The organism is Cellulomonas soli (assembly GCF_013409305.1).
In the GTDB taxonomy this organism is placed as follows: domain Bacteria; phylum Actinomycetota; class Actinomycetes; order Actinomycetales; family Cellulomonadaceae; genus Cellulomonas; species Cellulomonas soli.
In genome coordinates this window covers 409,738-423,139 of the sequence record NZ_JACBZJ010000001.1, presented here as the reverse complement: position 1 = coordinate 423,139, position 13,402 = coordinate 409,738, and the positions used below count along the sequence as shown (strand labels likewise).

The window sequence follows — 13,402 nt, the reverse complement described above, 5'->3', positions numbered from 1 at the left end:
GCGCCCGGCTCCGGACTTCGGCACCCGTCCGCGCAGGTCGGCCCGGCGATCCGGACAGATCGGTCGCAGGACCAGGATGAACCGGACGCGCGAGGTGTCTACCCTGAGCGGCGTGCTGCCCTCCCTGACCGCCCTCGCCTCGGTGCCCACGGACGCGTTCGCCTCGGTGCCCACCGACGCCTTCGCAGCGGTGACCACCGACCAGACCGGCGGGTCCACGAGCCCTGTCCGCCTCGCCGTGGCCCTCGTCGTCGCGGTCGTCGTCGCCTGGCTCGCCTCGCTCGTCGTGGCGGCGCTCGTGCGCCGGGCCACCCGGTCGAGCGCGCTCGCCACGGACGTCGCGCCGCAGACTCATCGGGCCACCCGGGCGCTGCTCGTCGCCGTCGCCCTGGACCTCGCGGTCACCCGGGCCGCCGCACCCGCGACCTGGGTGACGGTCGTCGACCACGTGCTCGTCGTCGCGGCCATCGCCTCGGCGGCATGGCTGCTCGGCTCGGCCGCGATGAGCGTCGCCCGTGCCGCGGGCGTGCGCGAGGAGGCCTCCGGACCGGGCGACCCGCGGACGGTCGACCGGGCGCAGGCCCAGGTGCGGGGCGTGCGGGCGCTGACCGTCCCGCTGCTGGTCACCGCGGCGACCGGGGTCGCCCTGGTGACACTGCCGGGGGCGGCCGCCGCCGGTGCGGTCGTGCTCGGCCTCGCCGGGCTGCTGGGCGTCGCCACCGTGGTCGCTGCGCGCGACGTGCTCGCCGACCTCGCCGCAGGCGTCCGGCTCGCGTTCGGGGACGCCGTGCGCGTCGACGACGTCGTGGTCGTCGAGGGGCAGTGGGGAAGGGTCGAGCAGATCACGCTCGTGCACGTCGTCGTGCAGCTGTGGGACGACCGGCGGCTCGTGCTGCCCACGTCGCGTGTGACGTCCTCGGTGCTCGAGAGCTGGTCGCGCACCGACGACGGCCCGCTCGGCACGGTCGACCTGGACCTGGACTGGACGGTGCCCGTCGAGGCCGTGCGCGGCGAGCTCGAGCGCCTGCTGACCCAGGACGAGCTGTGGGACGGGCGGGTCGGCGTGCTGCAGGTCCTCGACGCCGTCGGCGGGAGCGTGCGGGTGCGTGCGCTCCTCAGCGCGGGCGACGCCCCGGCGCTGGACGACCTGCGCTGCGCCGTCCGCGAAGGGCTGCTCGGCTGGGTCCAGCAGCACGGGCGGGACGCGCTGCCGCGCACACGCCAGGAGCAGGTCGGCGCCGCCCCCGTGCGCCCGCCGGCCCCGCCGACGCCCCCGCGAGCGGCGTTCGGAGAGACGCAGGCGTTCGACATCGCCGGTCAGCGGGCGCGCCAGTTCACCGGGTCGCTCGAGGGTCTCGAGCGCGCCCAGGCCTTCGCCGGTCCTGGACCGGCCGTGCTCGACGTGCGCGCCGGTCGGACGGCGGCGCCCGTGGCCCGCGCCGTTGCTCGACCCGTGGTGGTCGAGGCCGCCCAGCCGGCAGCGGTGAGCGAGCCGGTGGCGGCCCGTCGGTCGGCCAGCTCGGCGCCCGTGGGCGGGGCCCCCCGCCCGACGGCCGCCGGACCCGCGACGCCGGCCTCGGCGCCGGTCATCGTGGTCGGCCGCGGGCAGGGCGGCCCGGTCGCGGCACCGGCCACGCCGGACGCCGGTGCGACCCAGGTGTTCGGCGGGCCGATCGGGCAGGCCCCCTCCGGCCACGGCGGGGGCGGACCGGCTGCGCCCGGGTACGGCACCTCAGCCGGGTACGGCACGGCACCCGGGTACGGTTCCCCGCACGGCGGCCCCGGGTACGTCGACCAGGGTGGCGCGGGCCGCCTGCAGCCGCCCGCCGCCCCGCAGGCTGCGCCGGCCGCGTCCCCGGGCTGGTCGCTCGACTTCGTCGAGCCGGCGGGTGCGCCGACCTCGCCCGCCTACGGTGCTCCCGTGCGCCCCGAGGGCTCCCTCGACAGCACCCAGGTGTTCGGCGCCCGCCCGACCGTCGAGCGCCGCTCGACCCGACGGGAGATGCGCCCCTGACCCGACCTCACGTCTCGGCGCCGCCGGGCGTCTTCCGGTGACGCCTGCTCCGCATCGCCTCGCACCGATGGTCGGGGGCTCGGGCGTGTGGGAGGGACGGGGGAGGATCGTGGGCATGCAGCACGACGGCACGGTGGACGTGGCGGGCGCAGTGGACGTGGCAGGTGCAAGGGACGTGGCGGGTGCGGTGGACGCGGCGAGTGCCGCGGGTGCCGCGGGCACGGTGCGGGTGGTCGTGGCGGACGCTGCGGCGCGCGTGCACCACACGGTTCTGGGGACACCGGTCGGGGACGTCACGATCGTGGCGCGCGGGGGCGTCCTGACCGCGGTCCAGTTCGCCGGGGCCCGCCCCTCGGCGGTGCCCGCCGACCTCGGGGCGCGCGACGACGACGGCCTCGCGGATGCGCGTCGCCAGCTCGAGGAGTACGTGGCAGGCGAGCGCACGGCGTTCGACCTGCCCGTCCACCTCGACGGCTCGGACTTCCAGGTGCGCGTGTGGAGAGGTCTGCTGCGGATCCCGTTCGGCCGGACGTGGTCGTACGGCCGGCTGGCCGAGGAGATCGGGCTCGACCCGCGGACCTCATCCCGCGCCGTCGGTGCGGCGAACGGGCGCAACCGCCTCGCCGTGGTGGTTCCCTGCCATCGGGTCATCGGTGCCGACGGCTCGCTGGTGGGGTTCGCCGCCGGGGTGGCGCGCAAGCGGTTCCTGCTCGACCTCGAGGCGGAGCAGCACCTGGGCGAGTCGGTCCTGTTCTGAGCCCGGGGCGATGCCCGCCCGGCGGACCGGGAGATCTCACCCCGATCGGTGGCTGTGGACGAGCCGGTCACGGGGCGTCGCATCGCTACGGTCGTGCCCTGACGCGCAACCTGCGGGTGCGCCGAGCACGGTGACCGTCGGCGCGTCCGCCTCCCGGCACCACGGAGGGGGACGCGGTGCACGAGGACGGGACGGGAAGCGCAGGTCGCACGGACGGAACGGACGACCACTGGTACGTCGACCCGACGGGGCGCGCGCCGCTGCGGATGTGGCGGGCCGGCTCGTGGTCGCGCTGGCTGTCGGACGGGCAGACCGTGTGGGCGGACCCGCGGCCCGTCCGGCGGGCCCTGGGGCCCCTCGACCTGGCGGCGCTGCGCTTCGTCGACGAGGTCTTCCTGCCCGAGCTGCGCGCCGGCGTCACGCTCGACGACGCCCAGGAGCGGGGGGTGCGGGAGGCGCTCGGGCGGCTGACGGCCGAGGCGACCGGGACGCTCCTCGCGCCCGTGACCGCTACGGGCGTTGCCCAGGTGCCCGCGCCGGTCGCCGCACCGGCGTCGGCAGCACCGTTCGTGTCGCCGTCGTCGAGTCCTGCGGCGGGCCGCCCGGCGGGGCCGGCGTCGGCGCCCGCTGCACGACCCGCCTCGCGACCCGTCTCGCCTGCGTCGACGCCGCCGGAGGCCTGGGGTCCGCGCCCCGCGGCCGTGCCGGCTGCACCGTCAGCGCGCGCCCTGCGGTGGCGACGGCTGCGCGAGACGGTCGGCTCGTCGCTCGCTCTGCACGGCCTGGCGTATCTCGGCGTCCTGCTGATGTTCGTCGGGGTGTTCGGACTCGTCGCCTTCGCCTTCGGTGACGTGCGACCGGGGTTGCGGCCGCTCGCCGAGCTGGTGTGCGCCGCCGTCCCGTTCGTCGCCGCCTGGTGGCTCATCGGGCACGGGGCTGTCGTCGTCGGTCGGGCGCTGGAGGTCGTCGGCGGCCTGCTCGCACCGATCCTCCTGATCACGTCCGTGCTCGACGGGTTCCCCGTGCCGCCCGACCCGCACGGGCCCGCGCTCGCCGTGGTGCTCACCGGCCTGTGCGTGCTCTGCGCGGGCGCGGGTCTGCTCTGGTCGCGCAGGCACCCGCTCTCAGGCATCCGGTTCTCGGTGGCACCGACCCTGTGGCTGGCCGCCGCGATGCTCACGATCGGGGTCGGGCGCCCCTGGCCCGCAGGTCAGGACGTCGCGGTCCCGAGCGCCGCGCAGACCGCCGCGATGGCGCTCGCCCTGGTGCTCACGACGGCGGCCGCACGCCGCTGGTCGTCCGCCCCGTGGGCCGGACCTGCGGCCGCCGTGGCCGGGCCCGGCACCGTCGTGGTCGGCGTGCTCGTCGCGCTCACCTGGATCGCCGGCGGCTGGCCGACCGTGCCCGTGGCACTGGCGGGCTCGCTCCTCGTGCTGCAGATCGAGCTGCTGCGCCCCCACCTGCCTGCCGGTGCCGCCGACCTGCTGACCCCGATGACCTGGGGCGTCGTGGGCCTCGCGCTGCTGCCCGGTCTTCCCGCGGCCGTCGTCGGGTTCGTGCTCGTGCTGGGCTTCATGGCGCTGACCGAGCTCATCGCGCGACGGGGCGCGCCTGCGCGGGCGGTCGCGGTGCCGGCGATCGGGGTTGGTGTCGGACTGCTGCTGACGGTGGGCGGGGCATGGTGGGGCGTCGTGGCCCCGGCCGCGGTGGCCGTCTGGGTCGTCGTGCGCCGTGCGCGCCCGGTCGTCGCTCGCGGTCCCGTCACGGGCACGGGCACTGGTACGGGCACCGGTACGGGCAGGGGCACGGGTGCTGCGGCCCGTGCCGGGATCGACGGGCTCCTCGACGGCGCGGTGGTCGTCGCGCCCCTGTGGGTCGTGCTCGCGCTCGAGCCGGTCGTCGGCCCGGGCGTGGCTCTGGTGGTGGCGACGGTGCTCGTGGTCCTCGCGACGGTGCCGGCGAGGATGCCTTCGGCGGCGACGGCGGGAGCGACGGCGGCAGCGACTGCGAACTCGCCGGCGAACGTGCCGGTCCTGGTGGGCTGGTTGCTCCGGGACGCGGACGACTCGTACTGGCGGCGGTGGTGGACCGGTGGTCTGGCGACCGTCGGTGCCGGGGCGCTCGCGGTCTGGCCGACGGGTTCGACGGCCGGCGACCGGTGGCTCGTGGTCGGCGTGCTGGCGACGCTCGCGGTCGTCGCGGTCGTCGGCCCGCTGGCCGGCCCGGGGACCGTCTGGGCGGCGACCGCGCTCGGCACGACGGCGTGGCTCGCGGCGGCGACGCTCGTCCCGGTGCCGTGGGTGCTGCGTGTCGGGCTGCCCGGGGCCGCCGGGCTCGCGCTCGTGGCGGCCTCGCACGTGGTCGCCGTCCGCGCGGTGCCGTGGGCGACGCCGACGCCTACGCCTGCGCTCACAGCCACACCCACACCCACACCCACACCCGTGCCGACGGCGACCGGCGCGGACCGGCTCCCGCGCGGCGCCGGGCCGGTGGCGCTGCACCTCGGGCTGGTCGGGCATGCCGTCACGGCGCTCGCCCTCGTCGTGTCCCTCGGGTTGCGCGCCGCCGCGAACGCCCAGGACACGGCACAGACCGCACAGACCGCGCTGACCGCACTGGTCGTCGCGCTCGCCCTGCTCACGCTGGCCGCGCTGGTCACGGCAGTCGCGGACGACCGCGACCGGTCACCGGTCGGCGACTGGTGCGCGCAGGCGGGCGAGGGCGCACGGCTGCTGCCGTGGGCGCTGGTCGCGGTGGGCGTGCCGGTCACGGCAGCGCTGGCGCTGCGGGCCACGCACGTGCTCGCGGACGACAGCCCGTGGTGGGTGCTCGTCCCGGCCGTCACCGCGGTCGTCGAGGCCGCCCTCGTGCGTTGGTGGGGTGGCGCACGGTTGCGGGTCGTGGCTGTGCGGGTGTCCTCGGTCGCAGGCCTCGGCGCCGTGCTGACGGCCGCGCTGACCGATGCGTCCCCGTCCGGTCCGGTACCCGGGCACGCGGGCGCCGGTGTCTGGCCGGCGTTCGTCGCCTGGGCCTCCGTCCTGGCAGTCGGCGTGCTGCAGCCGCAGGCCCGCCGGACCCAGCTCGCGCGCTGGTCGGCCTTGGTGGCGCCGGCTCCGCTCGTCGGGCTCGCCGTGCGCGCGGCCGTTCCCGCCGACCGGGTGCCCGACCTGACGCTGGCGGCGTCGGTCGCCGTCGGCGTGGGTGGGACGCTCGCGCTCGCAGCAGCTGCTCGGGGCGGTCGAGGCGTCCTGCGCACCGGCGCGCCGATGCTCGCGCCCTTCGTGGTGGGCGCCGCCGAGCTCGTCGCGGGCACGGTGCTGGCCGCGGTCGCGGTCCCGGCACCCGCCGGTCCGGTGCTCGTGCTGGCGGTCGCGGCGGTCCTGGTCGCTCTGGGTGCACTCCTCCGGTTCGGCGCGCTCGGCGGCGTGGCGACCCTCCTGGGCTGGTCGGCCGTCCTCTGGCTCTGGACGCCGGACCTCCAGGACCGGCCGTGGGTGGCGGTGGCGACGACCGCGGGCCTCCTGCTCGTGGCCGAGACGCTGCACCGCGTCACCTCCGGACGCGGCACGTGGACCCGATGGGACGTGCCGGTGCTCCTGGCCGCGGCCCCGGTGGCCGTGTCGGCCCTGGTGCTGGGTCTCGCCGATCAGCCGGTGCTCGTGCTCGTCGGCACGGGCAGCTGTGCTGCGGCGGTCGCCGTCGCGTTGCGCCTGCGCGGGCGTCCGGTCGTCGCCGAGCTGTCCGGCGCCCTGGCGGCGCTGCTCGTGATCACGGGTGCGGCGGTCGCCGGGGTGGGGTGGTTCGCGCTCGCGCTGCTCGCCGTCTGTGCCACGCACACGACGTTGGCCGCACGGGCGACGGGGGTCGCACGCGGGGTGCGCCAGGCGGTCGGCGTCGTCCTGGCGTGGTCCGCCTGGGTCGCGGGGCTCGTCTGGCTCGACCTGTCCGGCTCGGTGGCCCGTGACGTGACCGCCCTGCTCGGTGCTGCGGTGCCGCTCGGCTTCGTGGCACACGCCCGCCTGCGTCCCGAGCACCCCGCCCGGTCGTCGGCCTTCGCCTGGGGCGGGTCCGGTGTCGCGGTCGTCGGCCTGCTGACGCTCACGGCGGTGCCCGGCGGAGAGGGAGCAGCGGGCGCAGGGTCGACGACCGCCCTCGTGCTCGCCGCGGTGCTCGTCGCGGTCGCCGCCGCACTGGGTGCCACCCCGGTGCGGCTCGGCGGGTTGCGCGAGCTGTCCGGGGTGGCCGCGCTGGTCGCGGTGCTGCTCCTGCTCGGCCTGGCGGATGCGAGCCCGGTGACGACGGTCGCGGTGCTCGCCGGACTCGCCGCGGCGTTCGCGGCCGCGGCTGCGGTGCTCGCCGCCCGGGTGCCCGGGCTCCGTGCATGGTCGCGGGCGACCGCCGTCACCGGGGCCGTCGCCTCGACGTTCGGTCTCGTCGCCGCGGTCGGTGCCGATGACGTGCTCCTGCTCGGTCCCGTGCTCGCCGCCGGCGCCGTGCAGACCGCCACGGCGGGGGTGACCCTGCGGCTGTGGCGGCTGCAGGCGCTCGCCCCCGTGCTCGCCTGCGCCGCGTGGTGGTCGATCGTCGCGGGCGCGTCCGACGCCGGTGCGGCCGCCTACACGATCCCGGTCGGGCTGGCCCTGCTCGTCGTCGTCGAGCTGTGGCGCGCGGACCTGCGCCGGCGCGCGGAACCGGTCGCACGGGGCGACGTGGTCGCGCTCGAGCTCGTGGGTGTCGCGTTCCTCGTCGTCGTGCCCGTGGTGCAGGCCGTCACGCGGTCGGTGCTGGAGGCCGCGACCGTGCTCCTCGTGGGCGTCCTCGTCGCCGGGTGGGGTGCGCTCACCCGGGTGCGCCGGCGGGTCGCCACCGGCGTCCTCGTGGTGCTGGTCGCCGTCGTGCTGCTCGTCGGGGTGCCGCTCGTCGCGCTGCTGCCCGGCTGGGGCGGCGCGGCCGTGTGGCTCCTGGTCGCCGGTGCCGGGCTCCTCGCGGTGCTCGCGGCCACGCAGCTCGAGCGGGGTCGCACCGCGATGCGGTCGACGTGGCAGCGGCTGGGGCAGGACTCCACAGGCTGGGAGTGAGCGGGCATGCTGGGCGCATGAGCGCACCCGAGGTCGTCGTCCCCGACCGGCACGTGTACGGAGACCCCGGCGCGCCGGTGACCGTCGTGGAGTTCGGCGACCTCGAGTGCCCGTTCTGCCGGGCGGCGGCGCCCGTGCTGCGCGAGCTCGTGGAGTCGTCGGACGGCCAGGTCCGCCTGGTCTGGCGGCACTTCCCGCTGTTCGAGGTGCACCCGCACGCGCTGACCGCCGCCCTGGCCGTCGAGGCCGCCGCCGTGCACGGCCGGTTCTGGGCGATGCACGACCGGCTGTTCGCGCACCAGGCCCGCCTGACCGACCCGGACCTGCGCGCGCACGCGGTCGCCCTCGGGCTCGACCCGGACGAGGTCGCCGGTGACGGCGCGCAGCGGCACGCCCCTGCGGTCGAGGCGGACTACCTCGCAGGGCTGGCCATCGGCGTGCGGGCCACCCCGACCGTGGTCGTCGGCCACCGGCACCTGCAGGGGGCCGTCGACCTGGCGACGTTGCGTGCAGCGGTTCGTGACGCGCTCGCAGGGGCCGACCCCGCCGGGCGGGGATCGACGGCTTCGGGTCGTGCGGTGCCCGAAGCCCTGCCGGTGGACGCAGGCCCCGTGCCGGTCATGCTCGAGACGCACCGCCCGCCGACCGTGGTCGGCGACGCGTGCGGCACGATGGACGGATGAGCGCACCGCAGCCCCCGTCCTCTGCCCCGGGGCCAGGACCAGGGCAGATCCCCGTCCCGCAGCCCGTCCCTCGGACCGCGCTGGTCACCGGCGCCGGCCGGGGCATCGGTCGGGGGATCGCGCTGGGGCTGGCCCGCGCCGGCTACGCGGTGGCGCTCGTCGGTCGGACCCGGGCCCACCTGGACGCCGTGGCCGCGCAGGTCGCCGAGCTGGGGGCGACGGCGGTCGTCGCGACGGCCGACCTGGTCGACGCCGCTGCGGTGAGGTCTGCGGTCGCCCGGGTGGAGGCCGCGTTCGCGGGTCTCGGCGGGATCGGCCTGCTGGTCAACAACGCCGGGGTCATCGAACGGGCCGAGACGGACTTCGTCGCCGACGACGTCGAGGACATGTGGCGGGTCGTCGAGACGAACGTGCGCGGACCGATGCTCGTCACGCACGCCGTGCTGCCCGGCATGCTCGCGCGTGGTGGCGGGCGCGTGCTCGACCTCAACTCGGGTGCGGGTCACCGTGCCATGGGCACCTACACGGGGTACGGCATCAGCAAGGGTGCGCTCGCCAGGCTGACCACCGCGATCGACGCCCAGTACCGCGACCGGGGCATCCGGACGCTCGACCTGGCGCCGGGGGTCGTGGCGACCGACATGACCGCCGGGATGCCCGTGCACGACGATCGCACGGCCTGGACGTCGGTCGAGGACGTCGCCGAGCTGGTGCGGGCGTTCGGTGACGGCGAGCTCGACGCGTGGTCCGGTCGGTTCGTCCGTGCTGGTGCGGACACGGTCGACTCGCTGCTCGCGGTGACCGACGAGGTGCTCGCGACCGATGCCCGGCGGCTGCGCCTGAGCACCTTCGGCGCGCACGACCCGGCGGTCTGAGCCCGGCTGGGGCGCCCGGTTCGGACGCCCGGGTCCGGGGGCCTGCTACTTGGCCTGGTCGTAGGAGTCGACGATCGCGACCTGCAGCGCGAACTCGACGGGCGTGTCGCCGAAGAGCAGCCGACCGGCCTCGACGGCCGCGTCCCGGACCGCCTGCGCGACCTCGTCCGCGACGTCGGCGGGCGTGTGGACCATGACCTCGTCGTGCAGGAAGAACACCAGGTGGGGTTGCCCGGCGACGTCCCGGAGTCGACGTCGCAGCGCCGCCATCCAGCACAGCGCCCATTCCGCTGCGGTGCCCTGCACGACGAAGTTGCGGGTGAAGCGCCCCCAGTCACGCCCTTGCCGGCGGGCGAGCGCGGCGTCCTCGGTCGCGGCTCCCTCCGTGGCCGCCGCGCGACGGCGGGCCTGCCAGGCCTCTCCCGGAGGCGGGGAGCTGCGGCCGAGCCACGTGCTGACCTGCTCCCCGCGTTCGCCCGCGCGGGCCGCGTGCTCGACGAGGGCGACGGCTCGCGGGTAGGCCGTGGTCAGCCGCGGCATGAGCACGGCGGACGCTCCCGTGGTGGCGCCGTAGATCGCGCCGAGCATGGCGTACTTGGCCTCCTTGCGGGTCGCGACGATCCCGGCGTCGACGACCCCCTCGTAGAGGTCGGTGTGCCGTGCGGCGGCGGCCATCTGGTCGTCGCCGGACATTGCCGCGAGCACGCGGGGCTCGAGCTGGGCGGCGTCCGCGACGACCAGCCGCCACCCCGGGTCGGCGCGGACGGCCCCGCGCACGGCGGCGGGCAGCTGGAGCGCCCCGCCCCCGCTGGTGGCCCACCGTCCGGTGACGACGCCGCCGACCACGTAGTCGGGGTGGAACCGGCCCTCGTGCACCCAGGTGTCCATCCACGCCCAGCCGTTGGCGCTCAGCAGCCGGGACAGCTTCTTGTAGGCGAGCAGCGGGGCCGTGACCGGGTGGTCCTGCCCCTGCAGCTCCCAGGTGCGCGTGGAGGTGACGTCGAGCCCGGCGGCACGCAGGCCGCGCAGCAGGTCGGGCTGGGAGTCGAGGTGCAAGGTCGGCTGGCCGAGCGCCTCGCGGACCTGGGACGCCAGCTCCTCGAGCCGCGCGGGTCTGCCGCCGCCGACGGGCCGGGGCCCGAGCAGGGTGGTGAGCAGCGCGTCGTGCGCCTGCGTGCTCCAGGGCATCCCGACGTGCTGCATCTCGGCGGCGATGAGCCCGCCGGTCGACTCCGCGGCGAGCAGCAGGCGTAGGCGCCCGGGCGCGTCCGATCCGGCGACGGCGTCGAGCTGGGCGCGCAGCTCGGCGACGGGGTCCGGTGCCGTGCCGGCGCCGGTGTCCGGCAGGTCGTCGAACAGCGTGTCGAACAGGGAGCCCTCGACGGCCACGGGCTGCTCGGTGCGTGGCTGGTCCCACGGCCCTGGCTCGGCCCGGGCGAGCGCCGAGCCGGCGGTCAGGGTGCTGCGTCGCAGGATCGCGTGGCACAGCCGCAGGTCGTGGCAGCGGTCGACGCGGACCCCGGCGGCGAGCAGCGGCGGGTACCGCCGGGCGGTGTCGTCCCACACCCAGCGGGGACCGTCCTGCTCGTGCCGGGCGACCGCGGCCGGGACGTCCTCGGCGGGGACTGCGTGCCGCGCGCCGGGTCGGCCGGTGCCGTCGGCCTCCTGCAGCAGGACGTCACCCGGGCGTGCGGGGTCGTCGAGCACGAGCAGGTAGGGCACACGGCATTGTGCCTGTGCCCGCCGACACCCCCGTTCCTCAGGCCGGGGCCCGCCACGGCAGGGGCGGCAGGCCGGATGGCGGTCCGTCGAGGCCGGGGGAGCACAGCGGCAGCCGCTCGCCGAGCCAGCGCAGCAGCACCGAGCCGATGATCGCCGCGACGAGCGAGCCCGTCAGGATGCCGATCTTGGCCTGCGCGAGGTGCGTCGGGTCGTCGAAGGCGAGCCCGGCGATGAACAGCGAGATCGTGAACCCGATGCCCGCGAGCACCGCGCCGCCGAGCAGGTGCCCGTACCGGACGCGTCCGGGCAGCGCGCCGAGCCGGAAGCGGATCGCGAGCGTGGCCGCGCCCGTGATGCCCACCGCGTTGCCGACCACCAGGGCGACGGCCACCGCGAGGGTCAGGCGGGACCGGAACGCGTCGCCGAGCGTGGCCGCGTCGAGCGCGATCCCGGCGTTGGCGAGCCCGAAGAGGGGGACCACGACGAACGCGCTCCACGGGTGCAGGGCCCGTTGCAGGCGGTCGGCCGTCGGCACGGCGGCGCGCGCGGCCAGCTCGGTCACGTGCTCGCGCTCGGCCGTGGTGTCCTCGACGAGGTGGTCGGCGTACCGGGGGACCGCCTCGGCGTGCTCGCGCTGCGGCACGGTCGCCGGGACGAGCAGTCCGACGAGCACGCCGGCCAGCGTGGCGTGCACCCCGGAGGACTGGACCGCGAACCACAGGACGGCGCCGGCCAGCACGTACGGGGTCAGCTGCCACACGCGCAGCCAGCGCATCACCAGCATCGCGACGACGACCACCCCGGCGAGCACGAGCGGGCCGACGGCGACGGAGTCGGTGTAGAAGACGGCCATCGCGGTGATCGCGCCGATGTCGTCGACGATCGCGAGCGTGAGCAGGAACAGCCGCAGGCGGTCCGGGCACGCGGGCCCGAACAGGGCGAGGATGCCGACGAGGAACGCGGTGTCGGTCGACATGACCACGCCCCAGCCGTGCGCGATGTCGCCCTGGCCGGCGGTGATCGCCAGGTAGATGAGCACGGGCACGAGCAGGCCGCCGAGCGCTCCGAGCGCGGGTACGGCCACCGTGCGCCGGTCCCGCAGCTCGCCGCTGGTGGCCTCGCGGCTGATCTCCAGGCCGACGACCGCGAAGAAGACGGCCATGGCGGCGTCGTTGACCCAGTGCTGCAGGTCGAGCTCGAGGCCGAACGTGCCGACGTGGAACCCGGCGGAGGTCTCCCACAGGGCGGTGTACGCGTCCGACCACGGGGAGTTGGCCCAGACCAGCGCGACGACCGTCGCGGCGAGCAGCACCATCGCGCTGCCGGCCTCGGTGGCCAGGAACGCGCGCACCGAGGGTGTGATGGACGGGACGCGCACCCGCAGCGCGGGTCCCGGTGAGGGCGCCGCCGTCACACGTCCTTCTCGGGGTCACCCAGGAGGGTGGCGACGTGGTTGGGCACGTAGGTGGACAGCTCGCGCGGTGGCCGCTCGTACCCGCTCGACCCGGCGGGCCGGTCCGGGAGCTTCACCTTCTCGTGCGGCACGGCCGTGTACGGGATCGTCGAGAGCAGGTGCGCGATCATGTTGAGCCGTGCGTTCTTCTTGATGTCGGACTCGACCACGAACCACGGGCTGGTGGGCACGTCGGTGTGCACCATCATCTCGTCCTTGGCCCGCGAGTAGTCCTCCCACCGGTTGATCGACTCCAGGTCGATCGGGCTCAGCTTCCACTGCCGGACGGGGTCGTGCAGGCGCGAGCGGAACCGGCGCAGCTGCTCGTCGTCGGACACCGAGAACCAGTACTTGCGCAGCAGGATCCCGTCGTCGAGGAGCATCTGCTCGAAGATCGGCGTCTGGCGCAGGAACCGGGCGTGCTCGGCCGGGGTGCAGTACCCCATGACCTTCTCGACGCCGGCCCGGTTGTACCAGGAGCGGTCGAACAGGACGATCTCGCCGGCCGCGGGCAGGTGCGCGATGTACCGCTGGAAGTACCACTGGGACTTCTCGCGCTCGGTCGGCGTCGGCAGCGCGGCGATGCGCACGATGCGCGGCGAGAGGTACTCGGTGATCCGCTTGATCGTGCCGCCCTTGCCGGCCGCGTCACGCCCCTCGAAGATCACGACCACCCGGGCGCCGGTGGCGCGCGTCCACTGCTGCAGGCGCACCAGCTCGGACTGCAGCCGGAACAGCTCGGCCTCGTACACGTCGTCGGAGATCTTCGGGCTCTTCGACCGCTTCGCCATGCTCGGACGCTACCTCCGACCAGGGGCCA

At 76.3% G+C, this 13,402-nt stretch carries 8 protein-coding genes; 5 read left to right on the top strand and 3 right to left on the bottom strand.

The genetic code is table 11. The features are described from left to right. Nucleotides 1-112 precede the first annotated feature (112 nt). From BKA22_RS01930 to BKA22_RS01910, 5 genes are all read left to right on the top strand, one after another. Nucleotides 113-2,014: a mechanosensitive ion channel family protein gene (locus BKA22_RS01930; RefSeq protein ID WP_179561598.1), complete on the top strand. Its 1,902-nt coding sequence runs from the start codon at nt 113-115 to the stop codon at nt 2,012-2,014. Nucleotides 2,015-2,129: 115 nt separating this feature from the next. Then, nucleotides 2,130-2,771: a methylated-DNA--[protein]-cysteine S-methyltransferase gene (locus BKA22_RS01925; protein ID WP_146951204.1), complete on the top strand. Its 642-nt coding sequence runs from the start codon at nt 2,130-2,132 to the stop codon at nt 2,769-2,771. 176 nt (nt 2,772-2,947) lie between these two features. Next, nucleotides 2,948-7,849, top strand: coding sequence for a hypothetical protein (locus BKA22_RS01920; RefSeq protein ID WP_179561597.1), 4,902 nt, complete (start codon nt 2,948-2,950; stop codon nt 7,847-7,849). A gap of 17 nt (nt 7,850-7,866) precedes the next feature. Beyond that, nucleotides 7,867-8,532, top strand: coding sequence for a DsbA family protein (locus BKA22_RS01915; protein ID WP_146951203.1), 666 nt, complete (start codon nt 7,867-7,869; stop codon nt 8,530-8,532). After that, entirely contained in the window at nt 8,529-9,407 is an 879-nt protein-coding gene (locus tag BKA22_RS01910) for an SDR family NAD(P)-dependent oxidoreductase (RefSeq protein WP_146951202.1), read from the top strand. The genes BKA22_RS01915 and BKA22_RS01910 overlap by 4 nt, the downstream gene beginning before the upstream one ends. Before the next feature lie 45 nt (nt 9,408-9,452). Here the strand turns inward: BKA22_RS01910 and BKA22_RS01905 are convergent, their stop codons facing one another. The 3 genes from BKA22_RS01905 to ppk2 are packed head-to-tail and all read right to left on the bottom strand — an operon-like array spanning nt 9,453 to nt 13,373. Further along, nucleotides 9,453-11,129 carry a bifunctional 3'-5' exonuclease/DNA polymerase gene (locus BKA22_RS01905; protein WP_146951201.1) on the bottom strand — a complete coding sequence of 559 codons (1,677 nt, stop codon included), beginning with the start codon at nt 11,127-11,129 and terminating at the stop codon, nt 9,453-9,455. Nucleotides 11,130-11,166: 37 nt separating this feature from the next. Continuing rightward, nucleotides 11,167-12,543 (bottom strand): Na+/H+ antiporter NhaA, encoded by a 1,377-nt coding sequence (gene nhaA / locus BKA22_RS01900; protein ID WP_146951200.1) that lies wholly within the window; start codon nt 12,541-12,543, stop codon nt 11,167-11,169. Beyond that, entirely contained in the window at nt 12,540-13,373 is an 834-nt protein-coding gene (gene ppk2 / locus BKA22_RS01895; protein WP_146951199.1) for a polyphosphate kinase 2, read from the bottom strand. The genes nhaA and ppk2 overlap by 4 nt, the downstream gene beginning before the upstream one ends. Nucleotides 13,374-13,402 lie beyond the last annotated feature (29 nt).